Origin of the sequence: Curtobacterium sp. MCLR17_042, assembly GCF_003234695.1 — a bacterium.
GTDB classification, from domain to species: domain Bacteria; phylum Actinomycetota; class Actinomycetes; order Actinomycetales; family Microbacteriaceae; genus Curtobacterium; species Curtobacterium flaccumfaciens.
Genome location: NZ_QKTD01000010.1, coordinates 57,305 through 82,229 on the forward strand (window position 1 = coordinate 57,305; position 24,925 = coordinate 82,229).

Annotated in this window: 24 protein-coding genes; 15 read left to right on the forward strand and 9 right to left on the reverse strand. The window is 69.9% G+C overall.

Going from position 1 to position 24,925, the window contains the following annotated elements; genetic code table 11:
• Positions 1 to 78: 78 nt before the first annotated feature.
• From DEJ02_RS11230 to DEJ02_RS11240, 3 genes are all read right to left on the reverse strand, one after another.
• Complete coding sequence (locus DEJ02_RS11230; RefSeq protein WP_111033140.1) at positions 79 to 1,293, reverse strand: glycosyl transferase; 1,215 nt, start codon at positions 1,291 to 1,293, stop codon at positions 79 to 81.
• Entirely contained in the window at positions 1,290 to 2,102 is an 813-nt protein-coding gene (locus tag DEJ02_RS11235; RefSeq protein ID WP_111033201.1) for a mannosyl-3-phosphoglycerate phosphatase, read from the reverse strand. The genes DEJ02_RS11230 and DEJ02_RS11235 overlap by 4 nt, the downstream gene beginning before the upstream one ends.
• 170 nt (positions 2,103 to 2,272) lie before the next feature.
• Positions 2,273 to 2,659 (reverse strand): MerR family transcriptional regulator, encoded by a 387-nt coding sequence (locus DEJ02_RS11240; RefSeq protein ID WP_111033141.1) that lies wholly within the window; start codon positions 2,657 to 2,659, stop codon positions 2,273 to 2,275.
• A gap of 212 nt (positions 2,660 to 2,871) precedes the next feature.
• Here DEJ02_RS11240 and DEJ02_RS11245 point away from each other — a divergent pair, with 212 nt between their 5' ends.
• From DEJ02_RS11245 to DEJ02_RS11260, 4 genes are all read left to right on the forward strand, one after another.
• Positions 2,872 to 4,389 (forward strand): SulP family inorganic anion transporter, encoded by a 1,518-nt coding sequence (locus tag DEJ02_RS11245; RefSeq protein WP_111033142.1) that lies wholly within the window; start codon positions 2,872 to 2,874, stop codon positions 4,387 to 4,389.
• Between the two features lie 60 nt (positions 4,390 to 4,449).
• Entirely contained in the window at positions 4,450 to 5,232 is a 783-nt protein-coding gene (locus tag DEJ02_RS11250) for an NADPH-dependent F420 reductase (protein ID WP_111033143.1), read from the forward strand.
• Positions 5,233 to 5,365: 133 nt separating this feature from the next.
• A complete protein-coding gene (locus tag DEJ02_RS11255) occupies positions 5,366 to 5,905 on the forward strand; it encodes an RNA polymerase sigma factor (RefSeq protein ID WP_083389453.1) in 540 nt (179 codons plus the stop codon).
• A gap of 25 nt (positions 5,906 to 5,930) precedes the next feature.
• The gene (locus tag DEJ02_RS11260; RefSeq protein ID WP_111033144.1) at positions 5,931 to 6,710 is read left to right on the forward strand and encodes a hypothetical protein; all 780 of its coding nucleotides are present in this window, start codon (positions 5,931 to 5,933) and stop codon (positions 6,708 to 6,710) included.
• A 61-nt stretch (positions 6,711 to 6,771) separates the two neighbouring features.
• Here DEJ02_RS11260 and DEJ02_RS11265 read toward each other — a convergent pair whose 3' ends face one another.
• A complete protein-coding gene (locus tag DEJ02_RS11265; RefSeq protein ID WP_111033145.1) occupies positions 6,772 to 7,842 on the reverse strand; it encodes a magnesium and cobalt transport protein CorA in 1,071 nt (356 codons plus the stop codon).
• Positions 7,843 to 8,096: 254 nt separating this feature from the next.
• Here DEJ02_RS11265 and DEJ02_RS11270 point away from each other — a divergent pair, with 254 nt between their 5' ends.
• Positions 8,097 to 8,792: a YafY family protein gene (locus tag DEJ02_RS11270; RefSeq protein WP_111033202.1), complete on the forward strand. Its 696-nt coding sequence runs from the start codon at positions 8,097 to 8,099 to the stop codon at positions 8,790 to 8,792.
• A gap of 112 nt (positions 8,793 to 8,904) precedes the next feature.
• Positions 8,905 to 9,279, forward strand: coding sequence for a VOC family protein (locus DEJ02_RS11275; protein WP_111033146.1), 375 nt, complete (start codon positions 8,905 to 8,907; stop codon positions 9,277 to 9,279).
• A 9-nt stretch (positions 9,280 to 9,288) separates the two neighbouring features.
• On the opposite strand, the gene DEJ02_RS11280 is transcribed toward DEJ02_RS11275, so the two are convergent.
• Positions 9,289 to 9,684 (reverse strand): MerR family transcriptional regulator, encoded by a 396-nt coding sequence (locus tag DEJ02_RS11280; protein ID WP_111033147.1) that lies wholly within the window; start codon positions 9,682 to 9,684, stop codon positions 9,289 to 9,291.
• Between the two features lie 56 nt (positions 9,685 to 9,740).
• On the opposite strand from DEJ02_RS11280, the gene DEJ02_RS11285 reads away from it, so the two are divergent.
• Complete coding sequence (locus DEJ02_RS11285; RefSeq protein ID WP_111033148.1) at positions 9,741 to 10,451, forward strand: SDR family oxidoreductase; 711 nt, start codon at positions 9,741 to 9,743, stop codon at positions 10,449 to 10,451.
• Positions 10,452 to 10,460: 9 nt separating this feature from the next.
• Here DEJ02_RS11285 and DEJ02_RS18685 read toward each other — a convergent pair whose 3' ends face one another.
• Together DEJ02_RS18685 and DEJ02_RS11295 are read right to left on the reverse strand one after the other, a co-directional pair.
• Complete coding sequence (locus DEJ02_RS18685; RefSeq protein WP_309147170.1) at positions 10,461 to 10,907, reverse strand: hypothetical protein; 447 nt, start codon at positions 10,905 to 10,907, stop codon at positions 10,461 to 10,463.
• Between the two features lie 24 nt (positions 10,908 to 10,931).
• Positions 10,932 to 12,122: an FAD-dependent monooxygenase gene (locus DEJ02_RS11295; RefSeq protein WP_111033149.1), complete on the reverse strand. Its 1,191-nt coding sequence runs from the start codon at positions 12,120 to 12,122 to the stop codon at positions 10,932 to 10,934.
• A 55-nt stretch (positions 12,123 to 12,177) separates the two neighbouring features.
• On the opposite strand from DEJ02_RS11295, the gene DEJ02_RS11300 reads away from it, so the two are divergent.
• From DEJ02_RS11300 to DEJ02_RS11310, 3 genes are all read left to right on the forward strand, one after another.
• A complete protein-coding gene (locus DEJ02_RS11300; protein ID WP_111033150.1) occupies positions 12,178 to 12,660 on the forward strand; it encodes a MarR family winged helix-turn-helix transcriptional regulator in 483 nt (160 codons plus the stop codon).
• Positions 12,661 to 13,081: 421 nt separating this feature from the next.
• Positions 13,082 to 14,278, forward strand: a complete 1,197-nt coding sequence (locus DEJ02_RS11305; protein ID WP_181440334.1) for an MFS transporter — start codon at positions 13,082 to 13,084, stop codon at positions 14,276 to 14,278.
• A 57-nt stretch (positions 14,279 to 14,335) separates the two neighbouring features.
• Positions 14,336 to 15,583 (forward strand): MFS transporter, encoded by a 1,248-nt coding sequence (locus DEJ02_RS11310; RefSeq protein WP_111033152.1) that lies wholly within the window; start codon positions 14,336 to 14,338, stop codon positions 15,581 to 15,583.
• Between the two features lie 32 nt (positions 15,584 to 15,615).
• Here the strand turns inward: DEJ02_RS11310 and DEJ02_RS11315 are convergent, their stop codons facing one another.
• Entirely contained in the window at positions 15,616 to 15,843 is a 228-nt protein-coding gene (locus DEJ02_RS11315; RefSeq protein ID WP_146249272.1) for a hypothetical protein, read from the reverse strand.
• A 421-nt stretch (positions 15,844 to 16,264) separates the two neighbouring features.
• Positions 16,265 to 16,687, reverse strand: a complete 423-nt coding sequence (locus tag DEJ02_RS11320) for an ester cyclase (protein WP_111033154.1) — start codon at positions 16,685 to 16,687, stop codon at positions 16,265 to 16,267.
• 44 nt (positions 16,688 to 16,731) lie between these two features.
• On the opposite strand from DEJ02_RS11320, the gene DEJ02_RS11325 reads away from it, so the two are divergent.
• The 5 genes from DEJ02_RS11325 (at position 16,732) to DEJ02_RS11345 (ending at position 24,707) form a co-directional block, all read left to right on the forward strand.
• Positions 16,732 to 17,226 (forward strand): MarR family transcriptional regulator, encoded by a 495-nt coding sequence (locus tag DEJ02_RS11325; protein ID WP_111033155.1) that lies wholly within the window; start codon positions 16,732 to 16,734, stop codon positions 17,224 to 17,226.
• Positions 17,223 to 18,206: a zinc-binding alcohol dehydrogenase family protein gene (locus DEJ02_RS11330; RefSeq protein WP_111033156.1), complete on the forward strand. Its 984-nt coding sequence runs from the start codon at positions 17,223 to 17,225 to the stop codon at positions 18,204 to 18,206. The genes DEJ02_RS11325 and DEJ02_RS11330 overlap by 4 nt, the downstream gene beginning before the upstream one ends.
• A gap of 89 nt (positions 18,207 to 18,295) precedes the next feature.
• The gene (locus tag DEJ02_RS11335) at positions 18,296 to 18,481 is read left to right on the forward strand and encodes a hypothetical protein (protein WP_071244971.1); all 186 of its coding nucleotides are present in this window, start codon (positions 18,296 to 18,298) and stop codon (positions 18,479 to 18,481) included.
• Between the two features lie 232 nt (positions 18,482 to 18,713).
• On the forward strand, positions 18,714 to 20,531 hold the full coding sequence (locus tag DEJ02_RS11340) for a histidine-type phosphatase (RefSeq protein WP_111033157.1): 1,818 nt from the start codon (positions 18,714 to 18,716) through the stop codon (positions 20,529 to 20,531).
• Positions 20,532 to 20,861: 330 nt separating this feature from the next.
• Entirely contained in the window at positions 20,862 to 24,707 is a 3,846-nt protein-coding gene (locus DEJ02_RS11345) for a TIM-barrel domain-containing protein (protein WP_220038383.1), read from the forward strand.
• Positions 24,708 to 24,925 lie beyond the last annotated feature (218 nt).

Sequence of the window (24,925 nt, forward strand, 5' to 3'; positions counted from 1 at the left end):
GTGGGTCCCCCTCGACGGCTTGCGCCGGTCTGGTCGTTGACGGCTTCGTCGACGCCGTCACCCGGTCGAGCGAACCGGTCAGTCCTGCTGGTCCGCCTCCACCGCGTCCCGCAGCCGGTCGAGCACGTCCGGAACCGCTGAGCGCACCCGGCTCCAGCTCGGGATGAACGGCTTGTCGTTCGGCCGCGCCGTGAAGGCGCCGCCGGCGTCGAGGATCGCCTTGGTGAAGAGCTCCACGGCGGCTTCCTCGGCGTGCTGGTCGAACGCGAGCCCGCTCATCTCGGCTTCGTGCCGGTAGACCTCGACGATGTCGAGTGCGTTCCGGTAGTACGTCGCCTTGAGCACCCGGAACGAGTCGGACGTGAGCGGGACGCCCATCGTCGCGAGCTTCCGGAGCAGCGACTGCACGATGTCGTTGCCCATCCGGGCGAGGCCGCCGGTGCCGTCGGCTTCGGCGAGGGGCTGGTGCTTGTGGTCGTACGCGTCGGCGATCTCCACCTGGCACACCTGCCGTGTCGCGTAGTCGCGGTAGACCTCGGAGAGCATGCCGATCTCGAGTCCCCAGTCGCCGGGGATCTTCAGGCCGTTCAGCACGTGGGCGCGCATCGCGAACTCGCCGGACAACGGGTACCGGAAGCTGCTGAGGTACTCCAGGTACTCGGACTCCCCGTAGACCTGGCGGAGCGAGCGGAGCAGGGGCCCGACGAGCAGCCGTGCGGCGCGGCCGTTGATCCGGCCGTCGGCGACGCGGGCGTAGTAGCCCTTCGAGAACTCGTAGTCGAACGCGGGGTTCGCGACCGGGTAGAACAGCCGCGCGAGCATGCCCCGCTCGTAGGTGGTGATGTCGCAGTCGTGCAGGGCGATGCAGTCCGCCCGCTCCGACGCCAGGGCGTACCCGGTGCAGTACCAGACGTTCCGGCCCTTGCCGGGCTCCCCCGGCGCCAGGCCCGCGCGCTCCAGTTCGGCGTCGAGCTCGCGCAGTCGCGGCCCGTCGTTCCACAGGATCCGGTGCCGCTGCGGCAGCCGCGAGAAGAACTCGCGGGCGTGCTCGAACTGGGAGCGGTCGGCGCGGTCGAGCCCGATCACGATCTCGCTGAGCCAGTCGGCCTCGGCCAGCTCGTCGACGATCCGCGACAGGGCCGGACGCTCGAGCTCGGAGTACAGCGCCGGCAGGATCAGGCTCATCGGACGCTTCTCGGCGAAGCCCCGCAGGTCGTCCTCGAGGCTCGCGGTGCTGCGGCGACCGAGGTCGTGGAACGTCGTGATGACGCCGTTCTGGTGGAAGTCGCTCATCGGTGGCTCCTGACGGACGGGGTGGTGAACCGGGTGAGGCCCTCGGTCCAGCCCTGCGGGCCGGGGGAGGTCGTGCGGTGGACGCGCTCGGGGCGGTCGTCGGCGAGTGGTCCGGGTGCCGGGCCGTGTCCGCGGACCACGACGGCGAAGTCGACCGCGTCGAGCAGCGCGGTGTCGTTCGGGCCGTCACCGAGTCCGACCGTGCGCGGGACCGTCCCCGTCCGACGCTCGTGGTCGGCGATCAACGTCCTGACGGCCGCGCCCTTGTCGCGGCCCGTCGGCAGCACGTGCCAGAACCGGCCGCCGCGCACCAGGTCGAGGCCGACCGCGGCGAGCGCCGCGCGGAACGCGTCCGCTCGGTCGTCGTCCTCGGCGTGCCAGAGCAGCACCTCGGACGCCTCGCGCTGCTGTGCTCGTCCGGCCGCTTCGAGGTCGAGGCCGGTCCACGCGGCGACGACCGCGTCGGTCACGTCGCCGAAGGTCTCGAACCGCAGCTGAAGTGACTGGCGGACGCGGTCGAGTTCCGCGTGCAGCCGCTCGAGGTCTCCGGCGACCGGTCCGACCAGCACGTCGCCCGCCGGTCCGACGACGACCGCGCCGTTCTCCGCCACGAACGCATGTCCGTCGAGCCCGGTGCGTGCCTGCAGCGCCGTGATCTCGGCACGCGTCTTGCTGCTGCAGAACACCACGGGGACGTCGTCCGCCCGCAGCTGTTCCAGCATCGGCAGGGCCGCGTCGAACGAGTAGTCGTGGTGGTCGAGGAACGTCCCGTCGAGGTCCGTGACGATCATCAGGTCGGGTGTTGGCATCGTGCTCCGCTGGCGGCTGGCTGGGCTGCGGGCGACGATGCCCCGGACCACCCTGCCACGCGCATGCGTCGGTTGGGTGAACAAGCCGGCGTCGGTCGCGCGACGCGACCAGCGGACGGACGGGAGGCACGGCGCCAGCTGGCACCGCGCCTCCAGTCCGTCACGGCGTGTCAGTGCGCGCGCAGGATGCCGAGGAACTCGTCGGCCCACTCGAGGTTGCGGGCGAGCTTCGCGCGGCGCTCCTCGGTGTCCACGACGTACGCGTCGAGCTGCGCCTGCAGCCGGTCCCGCTCGGTGCCGTCCGCCACCTGGAGCCCGTCGAGGATGCCGAGGAGCTCGGCCATCTGCTCGAGGGAGTAGCCGAGGGGCTTCATCCGGCGGATGACGAGCAGGCGTTGCAGGTCGTCGTCGGAGTACAGCCGGAAGCCGCCCTCGGTCCGGCCGGTGGGGTGGAGCAGCCCGACGTCGTCGTAGTGCCGCACGGTCCGGATGGAGAGCCCGGTCAGGTCGGCGAGTTCACCGATCCGCATCGTCGATGCTCCTGCCGCGTCCGTCACTGCTGACCCCTTCCGCCCGGTTGCCCGGTCCCGACCGATCGTACCGATGCTTGCGCAGCAACCCTTCCGTTGCGTTAGAGTCGAACACGACCAACCCTTCCGTAGCGGAAGGTTCGGGTCCCTGGCCGCACTCGGTCAGTGCGCGCGACGAAGCGCCCCACGACATTCCCTCGCGGACGCCGAGCGTCCGCATCCCTCACCGAAGGAGAACCGTGACGACCGTCACGCCCGCACCGGCTCCGGTGCACACAAGCCCCACCGTCCTGTCCGCCCTGCGGAACCCGAAGATCCTGCTCCGCGAGGTCCTCGCCGGCCTCGTCGTGGCCCTCGCGCTGATCCCGGAAGCGATCTCGTTCTCGATCATCGCGGGCGTCGATCCCCGCGTCGGGCTGTTCTCGGCGTTCGTGATGGCCGTGGTCATCTCGTTCGTCGGCGGACGTGCCGCGATGATCACCGGCGCCACCGGAGCCATCGCGCTCGTCGTCGCCCCCGTGGTCAAGGAGCACGGCTTGGACTACCTGATCGCCACCGTCCTGCTCGGCGGCGTGTTCCAGCTCGTCCTCGGTGGGCTCGGCGCGGCCAAGCTGATGCGCTTCGTGCCGAGGTCGGTGATGGTGGGGTTCGTCAACGCCCTCGCGATCCTGATCTTCACCGCGCAGCTGCCGAACATCATCGGCGTCGACTGGCTCGTCTGGCCGATCGGCGCCGTCGGCATCGCGATCATCGTGCTCCTGCCCCGTGTCACCAAGGCCATCCCGGCACCGCTCGTGGCGATCGTCGTCCTGACGCTCGTCACCGTGCTGGCGTCCATCGCCATCCCCACCGTGGGCGACGAGGGCAAGCTCCCGGACAGCCTGCCGACCCTGTTCATCCCGAACGTCCCGCTGACGCTCGAGACGCTGACGATCATCGCCCCCTACGCCCTCGCGATGGCGCTGGTGGGCCTGCTCGAGTCGCTGATGACGGCGAAGCTCGTCGACGAGGTCACCGACACCGGTTCCCGCAAGACCCGCGAAGCCCTCGGGCAGGGGGTGGCGAACATCGCCTCCGGCCTGTTCGGCGGCATGGGCGGTTGCGCGATGATCGGCCAGACGATGATCAACGTCAAGGCCTCCGGCGCCCGTACCCGGATCTCGACGTTCCTGTCCGGGGTCTTCCTGCTGGTCCTCGTCGTCGGACTCGGCGACGTCGTCGCGATCATCCCGATGGCCGCACTCGTCGCCGTGATGGTCATGGTCTCCGTCGGCACCTTCGACTGGCACAGCATCAAGCCGTCCACACTGCGGCGTATGCCGGTCGGCGAGACCATCGTCATGGTCCTCACCGTCGTGATCGTCGTCGCCACGGACAACCTGGCCATCGGCGTGATCATCGGTGTCATCGCCGCGATGATCGTCTTCGCACGCCGCGTTTCCCACTTCACCACCGTGTCGCGGAGCATCGAGACCCTCCCCACCGGTGAGCAGCACGCGCTCTACACGGTCGAGGGCGAACTCTTCTTCGCGTCGAGCAACGACCTCACCACCCAGTTCGACTATGTCGACGACCCCGAACTCGTCGTCATCGACATGACCGGGTCACACATCTGGGACGCCTCCACCGTCGCCGCGCTCGACGCCATCGAGACGAAGTACCACCAGCACGGCAAGCGCGTCGACATCCGCGGTATGAACGACGCCAGCCAGGCGTTCCACAGCCGCCTCGCCGGGAACCTCGGCGCCGGTCACTGACCCCCTGACCCTCCCCCCTACGTCACGTGACGGAAGACACCGGGTCCGAGCCGCCCCACGATGGACCGAGGGCGGCAGGACCGTGGTGCGACCTGTGCCGCACGCCGCCCACGACACGGCAGGAGCGTCGCCATGAAAGTCATCGCAGTGATCGGCACCGGCAAGGTGGGAGCGGGGTTCGCGCGGGCAGCCGTCGCCGCCGGCCACGATGTCGTCCTCGCCAACTCGCGCGGCCCGGAGAGCCTGTCCGAGATCGTGGCCGCACTCGGCGAGCGGGCATCCGCGGACACCGTGGTCGGGGCAGCGGAGCGGGCGGACATGCTGCTGCTCGCCGTCCCGCTGCACCGGTACGACCAGCTCCCGGCGGCCGCGCTGGACGGCCGGATCGTCATGGACGCGGGCAACTACTACACCGACTGGTCCGGACACATCGAAGCGCTCGACGACGAGTCGACCACCACGTCGGAACTCCTGCAGGCTTCGTTCCCGGCCGCTCGTGTGGTGAAGGCGTTCAACAGCATCTACGCCGAGGAGATCGCCACGGACGCACGGCCGGGCGGAGGACCCCGGCGAGCGCTGCCCGTCGCGGGCGACGACGCCGCAGCCAAGGACACCGTCAGCGAGCTCATCCAGAGCATCGGCTTCGACGTCGTGGACGCCGGTCCGCTCCGCGAGGGCTGGCGGTTCCAACGCGGAACCCCGGCGTACGTCGTCCCGCTGACCGCCACCGAACTCGTGCGGGCACTGGCCGACGCGCGCCGCTACCGGGACATGGAGGCGGACGACGTCGTCTCGCGTCGGACCCACCTGATGCCGGAGGCCGAGAGGGAGACCGACATCTGACGCGACCGGGCGACGCGATGGCACCCCTGTGACCGCCGACTCCGGGGTGCCCCTCGGCCACACGACACGCCCGGCGGCGAAGGATCTGTGAGGATGTCCCCTCCGTGCACACTGCGGAGTGAAGGGGGTGGACATGAACCGATCAGCCGAGCCGGACAGCGCGCTCGTGGCGGCAGCAGCGCGCGGCGACCGCAGTGCGGTCACCGCGTTGTTCGACCGTCACGCCGAGACCATGACCCGGTACACGTGGGCACTGGTCACGCGGCGCATGGACGTCGAGGAGATCGTGCAGGACGCGTTCCTGACCCTCTGGCAGAAAGCCGACACCGTGGAGGTCCCCGGGGAGTCACTCCTGCCGTGGCTGCTCGTCGTGTGCCGGAACCACGCCGCGAACCTGCGGCGACAGCAGCGGCGACACGAGGGTGTCGACCTGCCCGACGAGCTCGCCGCGCCCGAGCCGGACGACGACGCCCGCGAACGGCTGCGGTGGGTCCGCGCCGAGATCGACGCGCTCGCACCACTCGATCGCCAGGTGTGCGAGCTCTGCCTCATCGAGGGCCGCTCCTACGCCGAGGCCGCCGACCTGCTCGGCATGAGCGTCGGCGCCGTCACCCAGCGCGTGTGGCGGTCCCGTGCACGGATCAAGAAGGCGGTGACGAACGATGAACGATGAACGACGAACCGACCACGGGTCCCCGATGAGCAACGAGCCGCCCGGAGGCGACGAGATGCAGCGGATGCTCGCCGGCATGCGGCAGCAGGTCGTCCGGGGCATGCACGACAAGCCTCGCCCGGCTTCCACACACCGTCGCGCCGGGCTCATCGTGGCGTTGATCGCCGTGCTCGGCATCGGCACCGCGAGCGGTTCGGTGGCGCTCGGACTCGTTCCGACGCCCTTCGCCGCAGCTCCCGCACCCGCGCCGTCCTCTGCACCGCCGACACCGGCACCGACCGGGTCACCGTCACCGTCCGCGGCCCGCATCACGCCGACCCCCGCGCCGGCCGACACCACGGCGACGATCCCCGGGGCGTGCACCGACGCCGTGCCCGCCGCCGACGCTCCCCGCTTGTTCGGTTCGCTGGAGATCACCCAGTTCCGCCCCCAGGTACCGGGCGGCAGGACCGACTACTACATCGACCCCGAGATCCCGTTCAAGGAGGACGCGGAGCTGGTCTGTTCCTGGACACCGGGCGGTACCTCCGAGGGCGACGAGGGGCTGTTCCTCGAGATGGGCACGGCAGATCGTGACGTCCTGCAGGCTCGCCTCCGCGTCATCGCCGACAAGGGCTGGACCTGCACCGACACGCTCGGTGGACGTTCGTGCCAGCACACCGAGACGGCGATGTACTACTCGGACCGGGTGGAGACGACGCACACGTTCTTCGTGCGCGGCGACACCTGGATCTCGATCACGCAGTCGAACGTCCCGACCGACGGTCTCCTGAAAGCGCTCGTCCAGCAGACCTGGACGGACTGACCGGCGGACTGGAGGCACGGTGCCAGCTGGCACCGCGCCTCCAGTCCGTCGTCACGCACGCTCAGAGCCAGTGCCGCCGCTTGAACACCGCCCACAGCACGACCGCCAACAGGACCATCGCGACGATCGCCGCCGGGTACCCCCACACCCACCGCAGCTCGGGCATGTGCTCGAAGTTCATGCCGTAGATCGACGCGACCAACGTGGGCGCGAACAGGATCGCCGCCCACGACGAGATCTTCTTCACCTCTTCGCCCTGCTCCATTGACGCCCGCGCCAGCCGCCGGCTCTCCTCCCCCTGCGCCAGGCTCGCGCTGGTCATCCGGCGCATCGCGTCGTTCTGCTCCTGCGTCACCAGGGTCGAGTGCAGCGTGAGGGCGTTCTCGAGCAGTGTCCGGAACGTGTCGACCCGCTCGGTCACGCGGATCGCGTGGTCGAGCACGTTCCGCAGCTGGTTCTGCACCTCGATGTCCGTGCCGTACTTCTCGGCGCCGCGCAGCAACGCGTTGAGCATCCCGGAAAGCGGGCCGATGGCGCGCTGGAACCCGATGACCTCGCTGAGCAGCTGGTAGATCCGCCGCGAGGACGCCGGGTCGACGTCACCGTCGAACAGGTCGTCCTCGATGTCGTCGATGTCGTCCTGCAGCCCGGCGACGACCGGGGCGTAGCTGTCGATGACCTCGTCGAGGACCGCGCAGAGCACCGCCTCGGACCCGCGCCCGAGGGCGTCCGGATCGGCTTCGAGTCGTTTCCGCACGTCGGCGAGGTTCGGCTGCTCCGCATGCCGGACGGTCACGACGAAGTCGCGCCCGGTGAACAGGTGCACCTCACCGAACTCGACGGTCGCCTCGTCCTCGTCGTACCAGGCGGGTCGCAGCACCACGAACAGGGTGTCGCCGTAGCGCTCGAGCTTCGCCCGCTGGTGTCCCTTGTGCGCGTCCTCGACCGCGAGCGGGTGCAGCCCGAACTCGTCCGCGACCGAGGCCAGCTCGGCGGCCGTCGGTCGGAAGAGCCCGATCCAGGCCATCGCGCCGCTTCCGGCAGCGTCGAGCGCCTCGTCGGTCAGGCTGAGGTCCTGCGGCGACTCCGTTCGGGTTCCGTTGACGTAGATGCCGTTGTCGATGAGGGCCACCGGTGTCCTCCTGGTTCCGTGGTGCATGCGGGCAACCTGCCGATCATGCCGGACCGCCGACGGCGGCCGCGCTTCCCTGACGGAGCCCTCACGCTTCGCGCCGGATTCCTGTCGGAGTCCTGACACGCCCTGGGCGCGACCCCAGGACGGACTGGAGGCGCGGTGCCAGCTGGCACCGCGCCTCCAGTCCGTCACGTGGCAGACGAGACGGCGTGGATCTGACGGAACGTCGGCACGACGGCGAAGATGGCGAGGTGAATCGCACCGATCGGCTCTACGGCCTCGTGGAGGAGTTGCGCGCCGTCTCCCCGCAGTCGCGGAGCGCGCGTCGTCTCGCGGACCGGTTCGAGGTGTCGGTCCGGACCATCGAACGGGACATCTCCGCGCTGCAGCAGTCGGGTCTGCCCATCTGGGCGGAGCCCGGCCGGACCGGCGGGTACGTCATCGACGCGTCCGCGACGCTCGGCCCGGCGGGCTTCACGCCGGACGAGGCCCTCGCGGTGCTGATCGGGCTCGGCTCGCTGGGGCGGAGTCCGTTCCGGCAGGCGGCGCAGACCGCGGCCAGGAAGACGCTCGCGGTGATGCCCGCCGGGGACGCCGCACGAGCCAGCGCACTGGCATCCCGGGTGCACTTCCTGGAGAACGACGAGGACACGGCCGTCCCGGCCGAGTTCGCGGCGGCCCTGCGCGCGGATCGGGTCGTGCGACTCCGGTACCGGGATGCCGGCGGAGCGGAGTCCGTCCGCGACGTCGAGCCGCTGGGGTCGATCGGGAAGGACGGTCAGTGGTACCTGATCGCCTGGTGCCGGACCCGCGACGGGGTGCGGGCGTTCCGCGGCGACCGGATGCTGTCGGTCGAGGTCACCGACGAGCGGCCGGCGCAGCGCGTCCTGCGATCCGAGGATCTCGCGATCCAGTACGGACGACTCCGGCCGGTCCTCGACGACTAGCGCGGTCGGTTTCCGGAAACGCGGTCGGTTTCCGGAAACACCGACAGGACGGTGTCGCGGCGGCCGGTGAAGCTGGTCGCTCCGAGTCAGCAGCACCACCGTGAGGAACCCCATGTCGTTCGCATCCGTCCGCATCATCGCCGACGACCTCGAGGGCATGGTCGCCTTCTACGAGCGGATCACCGGCCAGCCGGCCGAGCGCCCCGCACCGGTCTTCGCGCAGTTCAGCGGCCCGGGTGCGACCCTCGCGATCGCAAGCACCGCGACAGTGGCCGTGCTCGGAGGCACGCTGACGCCCGCGACGAACCGTTCCGTGTTCATCGAGTTCGAGGTCGCCGACGTCGACGTCGACTTCGCCGGACTGCAGCTCGGCAGCGACGACGTCGTCCTGGAGCCGACAACGATGCCGTGGGGCAACCGCTCCGCACTGGTCCGCGACCCGGACGGCAACGTCGTCAACCTGTTCAGCAGGCCCGCCGCCAGCTAGTCGGGGTGCTCAGGCGGCGGCGGCGTTCGCCGACGAGCGGCACTCCTCCGGCGGTCGCCCAGCAACGGACTCCGCCGCGATGTCGCGGAGCCTCACGAGGCGGTCATGGGTGGCGCCGAGGGCCTCGATCTGGCGCCGGATGCGATCGCTCTCCTCGTCGAAGTGGTCGAGCATCATCCGCGTCGCGACCCCGGTGTCGAGGAAGGGCAGGATCTCGACGATCCGACGACTCGGCATGCCCGCCGCGTAGAGCATCTGCATGAAGCGCACCCGCGCGACATCGGGCTCGCGGTACTCCCGATGTCCGCCCGCGGTCCGCTCGGACTCCAGGAGGCCCTGCTCCTCGTAGTACCGCAGTGACCGGACGCTGACGCCGGCCCGTTCTGCGAGTTCACCAATCCGCATCGTTCTGTCCCTCGGGCTTGATTCTCACGTTGACGTCAGGTTCTACCGTAGCGGGCATGAACCTCTCTGGAGCCACCGCCCTCGTCACCGGCACGAACCGCGGTATCGGACGCCACCTCGCCGCACAGCTGATCGCCCGCGGGGCGAAGGTCTACGCCACCGCCCGACGCCCCGAACTGATCGACCTCGAGGGCGTCGAGCGCCTCGCCCTCGACATCACCTCCCCCGCGTCGGTCGCAGCGGCCGCCGCGGTCGCGACCGACGTCGATCTCCTGATCAACAACGCCGGGATCGCGACCACGGCGACCCTGCTGGGCGATCTGGACGCAGCCCACGCCGACATGGACACGAACGTCTGGGGCACCCTGTCCGTGATCCGCGCGTTCGCACCCGTCCTGGCGGCGAACGGCGGTGGGAGCATCGTGAACATCGCCTCGGGTGCCTCGTGGCTCGCCATGCCCGGAGCCTCCGCCTACGCGGTGTCGAAGGCCGCCCTGTGGAACATGGGCAACGCGTTGCGGCACGAGCTGGCCGGCCAAGGGACCGCGGTGATGTCCGTGCACCTCGGAGTGGCCGACACCGACATGACCGCGGGGATCTCGATGGCCAAGACCGACCCTGCGGATGTGGCGCGCGCCACCTTGGACGGGGTCGAGCGCGACGACTACGAGGTCGTGGTGGACGAGCAGGCCGCGTTGATCAAGCAGATGCTCGCCGGGGACCCCAGGGAGCTGCACGCGGTGGTGGCGCAGATGCTCGCGTCGTAGGAGCCGGCTTCACGCAGCCTTCGGCACGGCCGCCAGCGTGCGGCCGTGCCGAGCCGCCTGCTCCTCGGCGCGGACCCGCAGTTCGTCGGCCAGCTCCGTGAACTGGTCGAGGGCGGGGTTCACCCCGACGAGCGTGAACTCGCGCGTCACCACGTCGAGGTCGGGCTGCGACCACTGAGACGGCCCGGTCGTGAGTTCGGCCACCTCGACGATCGCATCGTCCGGCATGTCGGGGTAGTAGTTCTCACGGAGCTGCTGGCCGAAGCGCCGCATGTCCGTCTCCGGCGGCTGATGCGCCTGTTCTGCCGTGAGGGTGTCGAGCCGGTACCGGTGCACGGCGGTGATCTCGCCGGCCAACGGTTCGGCGGTCGGGTGATCGTCGAAGACGAACGTCGCCGCGCCGACCTGCACGGACTCGTTCCACCGGACGGTGGTGACCTTCTCGCCGCTGATGATCGCTGCCCCTCCCGCGCTGCGGGCTCAGCGATCGAGGAGGACCGGCAACTCCCGATCGGTCTCGGCGACCTGGGTGAGCTTCATGGCGACGGGTCGAAGCGGCCGCGACATCAACACCTTGTTCAGGAGCCCGCGGAGCGCGAGCGCGAGTCGGGACTGCGGGTACGCCAGGGCCTTGAGTCCGCGAGGGAGGTCCTGCACATCGTCGACCAGAGGACGCATCCACTTCTCGTACGCGGTCAGCGCTGCCTCCTGGTCCTGTGTCGCGTCGGCGAGCTCCGCGGCCAGGACGTACCCGGCGGTGAGCGCGAGCGAGGCGCCGCCGCCGCCCATCGGTGTGACGCACCATCCGGCATCCCCGGCCATCACGACGTGGCCGCGGTGCCAGGTCCGCATCCGGATCTGCTGGAGCTGGTCGATGTAGACGTCCGGGGACGTGTCGAGCGCGTCCAGGACCCGCGGCGCCTCCCACCCGACTCCGTCGTACCTGCGCCGCACCGCCGCCAGTGTCTGCTCACGAGTCAGACCGATGACGTTGTCCCCGGGAGAGTAGGCGAGGATCGCGCGGGTGGTGCCGTACGGGTCGGGTCGGAGGTGGACCTGGCGTCCGCGAACGGCGTTGTGCCACCGCCAACGGTCGTCATCGTTGTCGGTCCGCGGGATGGTCCCGAACACCATGGTGACGTCGAGGTCGCGCTGGTCGACGTCGCCCTCGGCGAAGACCATCGCACGGGTCCGGGACCGCACACCTTCGGCGATGACGAACAGGTCCGCGCTCAGGCGCTGTCCCTTCGCGGTCGTCACGGTGACTCCCGCAGCGTCGTCGGCGACGTCCGACACGGTGTCCCCGTAGATGAAGGAGACGCCGACCGGCAGGTTGTCGAGGATCGTCCGAGCGAGGTCGCCGCGCAGGATCTCGAGTTCCGCTGTCGCACCGCCGGCCCCGTCGGAGGGCAGTTCGGCGGTGACGGCCCCTCGCCCGTCGACGAGGACGGTGCCCGTTTCGGTGGTGTTCCGTGCCTTCACGGCGTCGAACAAGCCCATCCTGCGAAGCACGTCGCGCGCGACGCCTCGGACGTCGACGTTCTGTCCGCCGTCACGGAACGCAGCGGCTCGTTCGATGACGGTCACGTCCCATCCGGTCCGTCGGAGCCAGTAGGCGGTCGAGAGTCCAGCGATACTGGCTCCTGAGATGACAGCGGTGCGGTTTGCCATGGTGCTCCTCCGTTGCGAGCTTTACAGTAAAGATACTACACAGTAAAGGAATCTGATGGACGACGTGTTCGGGATGGAGTGGGACGCGCCTCAGGTCGAGGTGATGGAGGCGCTCCAGACATGGGCGGTGGCGTTCGCGGAGCTCAACCAGCTGATGTCCTCCTGGCTCGACCTGCCGACCACAGATGCGAACGCCCTCGGACAGGTGCTCTGGGCCGACTCGTCCGGGGAACCGCTGTCGCCCGCACGGCTCGGGCAGCGGATCGGTATGACCTCCGGCTCCGTGACGGTGCTGCTGAACCGCTTGGAAGCGGCCGGTCTGCTCGCACGCAGCCGCGAGCACACCGACCGGCGCCGGGTGACGCTCCGTCCGACACCGGCGGCACGGGAACGTGCGCGGGCGTTCACGGAGCGGTCGACCGCCGAGATCGCTGCCGCCCTGCAACAGGTGCCTGCAGCGGAGCTCGAGCACCACGCCGCGTTCATCCGCCGCATGGTCGATGCCGCGTCGGATGCCGCGGACCGGCTCCGCGGATAGACACCGGCGAGCTTGGCCGGCCGACCACCGGCCGTCTCGTTGACCGATCGCCAGCTGCTTATTCACGTTGATCTCTCATCTTGAGCGCTGCTAGCGTTCGTTCAACTGGTCCGATGATGGCGAAGGGTGGCAACGATGCCGTTCTGTGCCCCTCGTCGACTGTTCCCCACCAAGCCTGCGCCCGAGCTCGTCGGACCGCGGCCGATCCCTCCCGGAGTCATGGCAACGCAGTACTGAGCTGACCACGAAGGTCGGCCCCTCCCCGACGCGAGCGTCCTGCTCGCGTGCTTCTGCTTGCCCGCGCCGTCGTGCGACGGCGGTGCGACGACTTCACGGGACCACATCCATGCTCTTCACCCCTGCCCGGTTTCGGGCCTCACTCGCGAGCTTGCGCGAACACCGTTTCGTCACCTTCGCAGTCTTGACCGACACCATCGGCGCCGGCCTCACGCTGCCACTGACGATCGTCTACTTCACCATCACCACCGACGTGCCGCTTGCAGTGCTCGGCGCCGTCTCCACCGTCGCGACACTGGTTGCCCTCCCGATCGGACTGGTCGGTGGCGTCCTCACCGATCGATTCGGCGCGAAGGCGTCGATGATCCTCAACAACCTCCTCTCAGCAGCGGGCTTCACGCTCTACCTGTTCGCTCACGATCCGATGATGATCTTCGCGGCGATCTTCCTGGCCAACGGCTCCGAGCGGCTCTACTGGACCTCATGGACCGCGTACGTCCACGACCTCGCTGAAGGCCGCCCGTTCGAGCGGTGGTTCGCGTTCCTCGAAGCGACGAAGGCCGCAGCGCTCGGCGCTGGCGCGATCATCGCCGCGGTCACCCTCGCGAACGGCCACCAAGACGGGTTGCGGTGGCTGGTCCTCGCCAACGTCGTCACCAGCGTTGTGGCGGCCGGCGTGTTCGCGACGCAACCCACCGGGCACCGATCCACGCCGACGTCCGCCCTCGCCGATGCGGAAGGGGCGGACACGACCGGGTCACTTCGTTCCTTCATCGCCGACCGGTCGATGCGACTCATCACGCTCGGACAGTTCCTCATCGGTCCCGCAATGGTGTTGCCGAACGTCGCGTTCAGCGTTCTGTTCGTCGAGCAGTGGGGCATGTCCCCAGCGGTCGCGCCCGTCCAGTTCACTGTCGCTACGGGCCTGTGCGCGTTGCTCCAGACCTCCGTGACCCGCTGGGTTGCTGGTCAGCAGCGTGGAACGCTCATCGCGCTCGGCGCAGTCTTGACTGCCGCGACCGCAGCACCGCTCATCGTTCTTCCTCCGCTGCACGGGCTGGCGGCGTGGTCCTTCGTCATCGTGGTCGCGATCCTGCTGGCAGCTGCGGACATGATCTACCTCCCGGCCGCCAACGCGGTCATGGCCGAAGCTCCACACCCTCGAATCCGCGGCCGAGCGATCGGGGTGTTCCAGACCGCGAGCTCGATCGGCATGGCACTGTTCCCGCTCACTCTCGGACTCTTGGACTCGCGCACGCCCTGGCTGCTCTGGCTCATCGCCACGGGTGTGTTCCTCGCCGCCGCCTGGGCTTGGCACAGAGCGGTCCGGGGTTTGCCGGGACGCGTACAAGTCGCCGAGCCGACCGACATCGACGCTTGAACAGTGTCTTGGGCGAACTGTCTTGCTCGCAGCGTCGCGGTCTGCCAGCGTTGGCGCATGGGCGAGGACGCGACCACGCTGCGTGGAGTGCCCGGGTTCCGCCCGTACTGGTCCGCTGCGACCGTCTCGTCGTTCGGATCCGCAGTCAGTGCGGTCGCCGTACCGGTTCTCGTGGTGACCGTGCTGCACGCCAGCCCGTTCGAGGTGGGGCTGGTGAACGCTGCCCAGTTCCTCCCGTACGCGTTGTTCGGGCTGATCGTCGGCGCGTACGTCGATCGATTCCGGCGCAAGCCACTCCTGATCTGGGCGAGTGTGGGTCGTGGCGTGTGCCTGGGCGCGATCCCGGTGCTCTGGTTCACCGGGCTCTTGAACCTCTGGGTGACGGCGGCGGCGTTGTTCGTGTTCGGCATCCTGTCCGTCATCGGATTCGCCGCAACGCAGTCCCTGCTCCCTCGAATCGTCCCTCGCCCGCTCCTCCTGGCGGCGAACGCGCGGGTCGACCAGAGTGATGCGGCAGCGCAGACGGTGGGGCCGGCTCTCGGAGGTGTCCTGGTCAGCATCGTGACCGCGCCGGTCGCGATCGCCCTCGACGCGGTGAGCTACTTCGTCGACGCCGTTCTCATCGCGCGCGTCCGCGTCGACGAGCAGACGCCAGCGCGCACGGCGGGTGCGCGGTTGCGGAGGGACATCGCCGACGGTCTGCGGTGGACGTACGGTCATGCGACGCTCGCACCGCTGGCGCTGTCGACACATCTCTGGTTCCTCGCCAACGCCGCCGGACTGACGGTGTTCGCGACACTCGCGCTCCGCACCTTCGCGATCCCAGCGGCCGTGTACGGGGGCATCCTCGCCGTCAGCGGTGTCGCGATGCTCCTCGGCGCTACCGCGGCGCCTCGCCTCGGCACCCGCTTCGGCGCCGGCCGGACGATCATCGCCGCTCGAGCCGCGTACCCGATCGCCTGGGCCGCCGTCACGCTCACGACGGTGGGCACCGGCGCCGCAGGAACACCGGCGACCGTCGCGGTGTTGTTCGTCGCCTTCGCCGTGCACGGCGCAGCAGCGGGCTGCGAGAACGCGAACGAGATGAGTCTCCGCCAGACCGTTACACCCGACGCGCTGCTCGGTCGGATGAACGGCACGATGCGCAGCGCGAACAGAACTCTCGCGGCTGCAGGAGCAGTGGGTGGCGGCGCGCTCATGACCGTCGCTGGAGATGGCGTCGCGCTGCTCGCGGTGACCCTCGTGTTCGCCGGCGCCGTCGTCGTGGCGATGTGCTCACCACTCAGGACGATCGCCGTTCGGTAACGGATCGACCACCGAACGAGCCTGTCAGCGACTCAGGTTCGCTTCGTCCGGTCACGCTCGGATCGGGCGGACCCGTGGAGTGCGAAGCCGATCGCGCCGACGATCGCAGCCAGCAATCCCATCGCCGCGATGACCAGCCCTCCCGCTACGAGTCCGACGTCCTGGACGCCCGCACCGAGGAGCGCCATCACGAGCCCCGCGACCAGAGCCCCGAGGCCGAACGCAAGGCCGAACACACGAGGCGGAACGCGAGAGAGCATGCGCCCATCTAACTCTCGACTCTCCGCGATCCGCGCGCGCTGGCGAAGTGACGTCCGTGCCGGGGATGTGGCGGCCACACCCAGTCCGCCGCCGGCTGCGCTCCGGACCTCCTCGACGACGACCGCGGGTCACGCCCGATCACTCGACCGCGGTGCAGTCTCGACTGGAGAACTCGGCGAACTCCCCCGCGAACAGCGTCGGTGACGGAGCTCGGGTGGCGATCTGCCAAGCGTCCTCGGTCTGCATCCATGCACCTTGCCAACGGACGCCGCTGCCGCCCGAGGCTGCGCGCGCATCACCGTAGCGATCGGGGCACGTCCTCGCCGAACCCGAGCAGCATCCACGGTTCCAGGTCACTCACTCCCCCGATGCGCATCTGCGACAACGGGTGGGTCCTCGAGGGCGTTCAACGGTGACCGTTCAGCCGAGTGCCGGCGGGAGCGCCCCGATCTGCCCGAGGATGCTGAGCACGTCAGGCTGGCCGACCTCGTCGACGATCAGTCCCTCGTCGAAACGGTAGAAGTTGCTCGCGTTCGCGACCACCGTCCTCCCCGTAGCGGGGACACCGAGGAACTCGCCGTCGTGCGTGCCGCGGAGTTCGAAACGTGCTGCGACCGTGTCGCCCTCGACGACGATCCGGTCGATGCTCCACTGGATGTCAGAGAACGCGCCCCGCATGATCGTCAGGATCTGCAGGTACCCCGGCAGCCCGCGCAGCGGCTCGGGCGAGAACGGCGTCAAGAACGCCGCTTCCGGTGCGATGACCGTCTCACCGATGGACGGGTCGGCGCTGTTGATGAAGTCGACGAATCGCAGGAAGGACGTGCGCATGTCTGTGGTCATGGACAACTACTTTACATAGCAAGTAGATGCCGTAGAGTCGAAACATGAGCATGGACCTCGCCCCCCTCCCTGGAATCGACGCCCAGGATGACCGGACCGGGCGAGTGGCGCGTCTGCACGAGTACTTCGCCGTGCTGGTGCGGCACGAGACCGACGTGTGGAACGCGGTCGAGAAGCGGATGCGGGGCGAGGGTGTGCTGAGCCTGGCCCGACTGGAAGTGTTGCGGATCGTCCAGGCAGCCTCATCGGGCGCCCGGGTGCAGGACGTCGCGACCGGCGTCGGGACGTCGATCGCTGCAGCCAGTCGCTTGCTGGACCGGCTCGCCGCCGATGGCTTCCTCGAGCGTTCGACGGACCCGGACGATCGGCGCAGCGTCCGCAGTGTGCTCTCGCCCCAGGGGAGAGACGCCTTCGCCCTCGCGGACGAGCGGTTCGACCAAGCGCTGGACGCCGTGCTCTCGGACGCCGATGCCGCGGCGATCGCAGACGGCATCGCGGCACTCGAGCGCCTGCAGTCGACGTTGGAGGCAAGGCGATGACGGCCACCATGCGGGCCGTCGTGATCGACGCACCCGGTGGCCCCGACGTCTTGCACCTCCGTGAGCTGCCGATCCCGATCCCAGGCCCGGGCCAGGTGCTGATCCGTGTAGAAGCGTTCGGGCTCAACCGGTCCGAGCTGCACTTCCGCCGCGGCATGGGCCATTTCGGGACCTTCCCACGGGTGCCCGGGATCGAAGCCGTCGGGACCGTGGAGGCAGCCCCAGGTGGAGAGTTCCCCGCCGGTACCCAAGTAGCCGGGCTGATGGGCGGGATGGGTCGCGACTTCGACGGGGGCTACGCCGAGTACACCGTCGTTCCGGCCAGCAGCGTCGTGCCGTTCCGGAGCGGCCTCGACTGGTCCGTGCTCGGCGCCGTCCCCGAGATGCTGCAGACCGCACACGGGTCGCTCACCGTGGGCGTCGGTGCCCGCCGGGGCGACACGATCCTGATCCGCGGTGGCACGTCGTCGATCGGCCTGGCGTGCATCGTGCTGGCGAAGCAGCAGGGCATGACCGTCATCGCCACCACGCGCAACCCGGACCGCACCGAGCGACTGCACGCCACTGGTGCGGACCACGTCGTGGTGGACTCGGGCCGGATCGCCGACGCGGTCCGTCGAATCGTGCCGGACGGCGTCAACGGAGCGGTCGAGTTGATCGGCACCGACACGCTGCCCGACACGCTCCGGGCGACAGCCGTCCACGGCACCGTGTCGTTCAGCGGGATGCTCTCCGACGTCTGGACCATCCCCGACTTCTACCCGATGGCGGTGATCCCCAACGGGGTGCGCCTCACCGCGTACTCCGGCGAAGCGAGCGACCTGCCGGCATCGGTGCTGCAGACGTACCTCGACACCGTCGCAGCCGGCACCGTGCAGGTCCCGATCGCGAAGGTGTATCCGCTCGAGGAGATCGTGCAGGCCCACCGCGACATGGAGGACGGGACCCGGTCAGGCAAGCTCGTCGTCACCATCCGATGATGGATACGGGCTCTCCGGAACCCCGCTCTCGGGGTGGAACCCGTTCGTCCTCGACAAGGGCGCCGGCCAGTGCAAGTCAGGAAGGTCTGATGTCTCCTCGCAGCTACAAGATCACCTTGGCCGTCCTCGGCCTGGTCAGTCTCTTGCTCGTGCCGTTCTTGGTGCAGGGCGCCCTGCCGGCGATGTACGGCACGGTCGCACTCGTCGTGGTCGTCGCCTGGCTGCTCTACGGCGTCGTCAGCTCGAAGCTGACCCGACGATCCGGGCACAGCTAGGCAGGTCTCGGTGGCCCGCAACTGACGGACTGGAGGCCCGGTGCCAGCTGGCACCGGGCCTCCAGTCCGTCAGCGGCACGCGTCCCGGGCCTGCGCTCCTGTCACGGCGTCCCACGCGCGCCGCCGTACCCGGCAGCACCGTCCGGTCACCCCCAGGTCAAGGGCTGTTCACCCGCTGCCGCTACCTCTGCTTGTCGGACCGCTGCCCGAGGGTCCCGATACCGGAGGACCCATGAACACCCGCACCGCACTGTCCTGCGTTGCCGTCGCCGCCCTCGCCTCGCTGGTGTTCGCGACACCGGCGCACGCCGACGAGGCCAGCTCCTACAGCAGCAAGCAGCCCTACATCGCCCCCAGTCAGTCGGACATCGACGCCTACTCGCCGGCGCCGACGGGCTACGCACCCGTCGCCACGGAGTCGGTCGCTCGACACGGATCCCGGGGACTCTCCGCGTACAAGTACGACGCGCTGCTGCACCGTCTCGCCGCGACCGCGCAGGCCGAGGACGGGTTCCTGACGCCGGAGATCGGGAAGGAGTTCTCCGCGAACCTCGACGCCATCACCGCGGCGAACGTCGCGAACGGCTACGGCATGCTCACCGGTCAGGGCGCCACCCAGCACCAGGGCATCGGAGCACGAGCCGCGCAGCGCAACAAGCAGCTGTTCGCAGCTGCGGCGAAGACGGGCGGGCGTGTCGTCGCCGAGACCTCGGGTGAGTCTCGCGCCACGGAGTCGGGCGAGAACTTCTTGCGGGGCTTCGGGGCTCCGGGCGTCAAGCTCGAACCGCGCCCTGACCTGCTCTACTTCCACGAGGTCGAGAACCCGGACGGCACCGACAAGGCCGAAGGGTCGCCCGAGCGCCAGCGCGCCCAGGCGTACGAGGACTACGTCGCCGCACAGACCGGTGACGGCGGCACGATCGCGGCGGCCTTGCAGTACATCGAGGCGAAGCCGCGATCCGTCGAAGCGGCGAAGGACCTGCTCTCCGGCATCTTCACGCCCGGGTTCATCGCCGCGATCGGCACGGACAAGGCGCACACCTGGTACAACACCGCCGACGGTTCCAAGGGCGGAGCGGTGGCGTGTGCGCCCGGTGCCGACACCAAGGCCGATCCCGATGCCTGCGGCGATCCGAAGAAGTCGATCAAGAGCACCGTCGATGCGGCGATGTCGCTGTACAACCTGTACATCATCGCGGCCGACATGCAACAGGAGAACGTCGCTCCGCACCAGTTCGACTTCGCGCAGTACTTCGCTGGCCGGCCGGCGGATGCCGAGTGGTTCGCGTACCTGCTCGATGCCGAGGACTTCTACGAGAAGGGCCCGAGCCTCGCCGGGCACGACGAGACCTACTCGATCGCCGAGCCCCTGCTCGACGACTTCTTCGCCACGATCGACGCCCGCGTCGCCGGCGGCGACGTGGTCGCGACCTTCCGCTTCGCGCACGCCGAGACGATCATCCCGTTCGCGGCACTACTGCGTCTGCCGGGATCCACCGTCGCCGCGCCCGACAACGCTGCTCCGACCTCGGACGCCGACGTCTACGACGACGCCACCAACCCGTGGCGAGGCTCGAAGGTGACGCCGATGGCGGCGAACGTGCAGTGGGACGTCGTGTCGCGAGCGGGCATCGACCCCGCTACCGGAGCGACCTACACGCCGCTCGTGCGCATGCTCTACAACGAGCGGGAGATCGCGTTCGCCTCCGGATGCCGCGCAGTCGCCGCAGGGTCGCACTGGGTCAAGGAGACCGAGCTCAAGCACTGCCTGACCGGCGCGGCGATGACCGAGAGCCCGCTGATCGCTGCGGCCGTGCCAGGACCGACCGCGACGCCCACCGCGGAGCCCACGCCGACGCCGACCATGACGCCAGCAGCGCAGGGCGCCGGCGCACCGACGACCCCGGCGACGATCCCGGCGGCGGCAACGGGCACGCTGGCCGCGACCGGAGCGGAGTCACCTGTCGGACCGGCGTTGCTCGCGACACTGCTCCTGATGGCCGGCGCCGGGACCCTGGTGCTGCGTCGCCGGCGCCGTCACACCGAGTGACTCCGACGCGGAGTCGCGGCTTCTCGACATGACCAGCCGGTACCGGCGCCCCGCGCCAGCGGGGTGACTGCCGGACAGGAGGCACGGTGCCAGCTGGCACCGTGCCTCCAGTCCGTCAGCGTCTCGAGTCCAGGGCCACGGACGACGCGACCACGCCGCTCACGATCGCGGCGGAAGCCGCGAAACGAGCCGACGCCCAGCGGCCCCTTCCTCGGGAGCCCTCCGGGTCGTATGGTTTACAGCGTTGTAAACGGGCCGCCGCAGGGACGGCCCGCAGGTCACGGCCGTTGCACGGCCCGATGGACGACGACGTCCACGAGGAGCACTCACTTGCGCCCCATCTCCTTCCGATCCCGAGGGCTGCGCCGTGCGCTGTCGTCGGGCATCGTCGCTGCGACCGCCCTCGGCATGCTCGGGATCGCCGCGATCCCGGCCGCCGCGGACCCGGCCGCTGACCGCACCGTCGTCTCGGGCCAGGCCCGGTTCGAGGTGCTCTCCCCCACCCTGATCCGCACCGAGTACGCCGGTGACTCGCAGTTCACCGACGGCAGCACCTTCAACGTCATCGGCCGCGACGACTTCGCACCGACGACGTTCACGAAGACCGAGCGGGACGGCTGGCTGACCCTCGACACGGGCACGATGACCGTCCGGTACAAGGAGGGCTCGGGGGCCTTCACGCAGGACACCCTGCAGACCACCGTGACCACGGCGTCCGGGCAGCGGGTCACCGGCACGCCGTGGGTGTCGACACCCACCCCCTCGTGCACGATCGGGTCGCTCTGCGAGGCCGAGGCGCTCGGACTCACCGGCCTGTCCCTCGCGACGGACCACGCGGGCTTCACCGGAGCCGGGTTCGCCGCGGGCTTCGAGTCCGTCGGCAACGCGATGACCTTCACGACCACGGCGGCACGTACCGGCTCGTACGACCTCGCCCTGCGCTACGCGAACTCTCAGGGCGGCGACGGCCAGGTCGTCACCCGCACCCTCAGCGTGAGGGTCGACGGCGGTACCGCGAAGACGATCCGGCTCGCACCCGGCGCGAACTGGGACGACTGGAAGACCACCGCCGCCACGACGCTCGACCTGACGGCGGGCGAGCACCGCGTGCGCATCGAACGCACCGCGGACGACTCCGGCCGGGTGAACGTCGACAGCCTGGCCCTGGTCAGCACCGGCGACGCCTACCCGGCACCGTCCACCACGGTCACCGGCGAGGACTGCGCGTTCGGCACCGTGTGCCAGGCCGAGGACTCGGCACGCACCGCTCCGGCGACGACCGCCACGAACCACAACGGCTTCGCCGGGGACGGCTTCGTCGCCGGGTTCGAGCGTGCCGGGGCGCAGCTGACGACCCACGTCACCGGGGTGCCGGCCGCGGGCGACTACGCCCTGCAGGTCCGCTACGCCAACGGCTCCGCCGGGGCGCCGACACTCACCGCGGCCCCGACCGGTCAGCAGTCGACCGCTGCACCGCTCCCGAAGACGAGCGGCTGGGACTACTGGAACACCGCCACCGTGCCGGTGCACCTGGCCGCCGGCACGAACAACGTCGTGATCGGGTGCCCGACCGTGGCGAACAACTGCAACGTGAACTTCGACACCGTCGCCGTGGTCGACACCGCGTCGCCGGTCCTCGCCGCACATGCACCGCTCGGCGGGTACCGACGCGACCTCGACACCGCCAACGGATCGGTGAAGACGAACCCGGGTCTGCTCTACCAGGACGGCTGGTCGCTCCTCGACGACAGCGCCTCGGCGCTGTACGACCAGGCGACCGACGCCGTCACCCCCGCCGGCGACCACGGCGGCGAGCGCTACCAGGACGGCTACGTCTTCGGGTACGGCTCGGACTACCGCCACGCGCTCGAGGAGCTCGCCGTCCTGACCGGTCCGACGAAGCTGCTCCCCCGCTGGGCGTACGGCGTCTGGTACTCCGAGTACTACGACCGCTCGCAGGCCGACTACCTGGCGATCGCGAAGCAGTTCGAGGACGAAGGCGTCCCCGTCGACGTCATGGCGATCGACACCGACTACAAGATCGGCAGCCCCACGAACCAGGGCGACAGCAAGTGGAACGGCTGGTCGGTCGACCCGTCCCGGATCCCGGACATGACCGGCCTGCTGGCCGACTGGCACGCCGAGGGCATCCACAACACCCTCAACATCCACCCGTCGATCTCGAGCCAGGACCCGCAGTTCGCGAAGGCCCAGGCCACCGCGAAGGGCAAGCTCACCAAGGGCGACGGCGACCGGTACCTGTTCGACTGGTCCGACCCCGACCAGCTCAAGGCCTACTTCGACCTGCACACCTCGCTGCAGCCGAAGGGCGTCGACATGTGGTGGCTCGACTGGTGCTGCAGCGAGAACTCGAAGTACTCCGCGAACGGCGTCACCCCCGACGCGTTCATCAACCAGCAGTACGCGAAGTACACGGACCAGGCGCTCGGCGGCCGCGGGCTCGCGTTCTCGCGGGCGTACGGCTCGCTGACGGCCGGTGGCTACGGCAATCCGCAGGCGGTCCCGACCGGCCCGTGGGCGGACAAGCGCACGACCGTGCACTTCACCGGCGACACCACGTCGTCGTGGGACATGCTGCTCGCCGAGGTCGGCTACACCCCCGGTGAGTCCGCCGCGACCGGTCTGGCCTCGGTCAGCCACGACATCGGTGGCCACAACGGTGCGCAGTACGGCATCGAGGGCGCCGAAGAGGGCACGACCCAGCTACCCGAGGACCTCTACGCCCGCTGGGTGCAGCTCGGCACCTTCCAGCCGATCGACCGCCTGCACAGCAACCACAGCGACCGACTGCCGTGGCAGTACCCGGCCGCTGCCGAGGCATCGGCGAAGCGGTTCCTGAACCTCCGCGAGGCCCTGGTCCCCCTGACCTACACGCTCGCCGCCCAGGCGACCGAGACGGGCACCCCGATCCTGCAGCCGCTCTACGTGCAGTACCCCGAGGCGCAGGAGTCCTACGCCCAGGCCGGCTCGGAGTACCTGTACGGCCCGGACGTCCTCGTCGCCCCGGTCACCACCGCGAACGACGACTCCGGCAAGGCGACCCGCTCCGTCTGGTTCCCGGCCGGCAGCTCGTGGACGGACTGGTTCACCGGCAAGACGTACGCCGGAGGCACCACCGCCGACGTGACGACCGACCTGAACAGCATGCCCGTGTTCGTGAAGAGCGGCGGCATCGTCCCCACCCGGACGGAGCAGGTCAAGAACGACGCCGCACCGCTCGACGCCGTCACCCTGACGGTGGCGACCGGCGCGAACGGCTCGTTCGACCTGCACGAAGACGCCGGCGAGGACAGCGCCGCGGACGGCGCCGCGAAGTCGAGCGCGATGACCACGGCCACAGCGTCCGCGAAGGCCACGGTGGGCAGCGCCTCCACCGCCGTCCGCTACACGCAGCAGGCGACCGGCGGCTCGCTCGCCATCGCCCCCGCCGACGGCTCCTTCGCCGGCCAGGTGCAGGACCGATCGTGGACGGCGACGTTCACGAACGCGGACCGCCCCCGCACCGTCACCATCGACGGCCGGGTGATCGCGGACACCGCCTGGACGTACGACGCCGACACCCGCACCATCAGCGTGCCGGTCGGCGAACGGTCCGTGACGAAGCGAACGGTCGTCGCCTTCAGCAGCAAGGCGGCGGCGACCCCGGTCCTGCGGGTCGAGTCGCCTCGGGTGGACGCGGGCAACACGCAGACCGTGACCGGCACCGGGTTCCCGGCGGACACCGACGTGGCGCTGGCGACCGCGCCACGCATCGGTGGTGCCACCGCGCACACCGACGCGAGTGGTGCGTTCTCGACCGACCTGCGGGTGCCGGGCACCGCGTCCGGTCGGGTGACCGTCACCGCATCGGTCGGCGGTGTGGCCCTGGCTCGGGCCGCCTTCACCGTGGTGGCTGCGGCTGCTCCGGCGCCGACCACGTCGCCGGGTGCGGGCACGCCGGGCAGCGGCGCTCCGACGCCGGGTGACAGCGGATCCGCTGCACCGGGTGCGGCAGCGCCGGGCAACGGCGGCGCGGATGCGGGCAGCGACCCGGGCGGCGCACTGGCCTGGACGGGCGCGAACCTGCTCCCCCTCGGGCTGTTGGCGGCGGCGCTGCTCGCGGCCGGTGGCCTCGTGTGGACACTGCGGAGCCGGCGACGCCGCGCGCGTGCCTGAGCCCGCCTGAGCGGTCACCCGTCACGGGCGGATGACGGACTGGAGGCCCGGTGCCAGCTGGCACCGGGCCTCCCGTCCGTCCGTGGTCGCGCTGCAGATCCGCGATCATGCGTCCGCAGGACGGTTGCGACGGAGTTTACGCCCGCTCGACAGATCGTTCTACGTCTGACATGTTAACGGCTACCGTCAGCACACCTGCTGCTGCGTGAGGAGAAGAC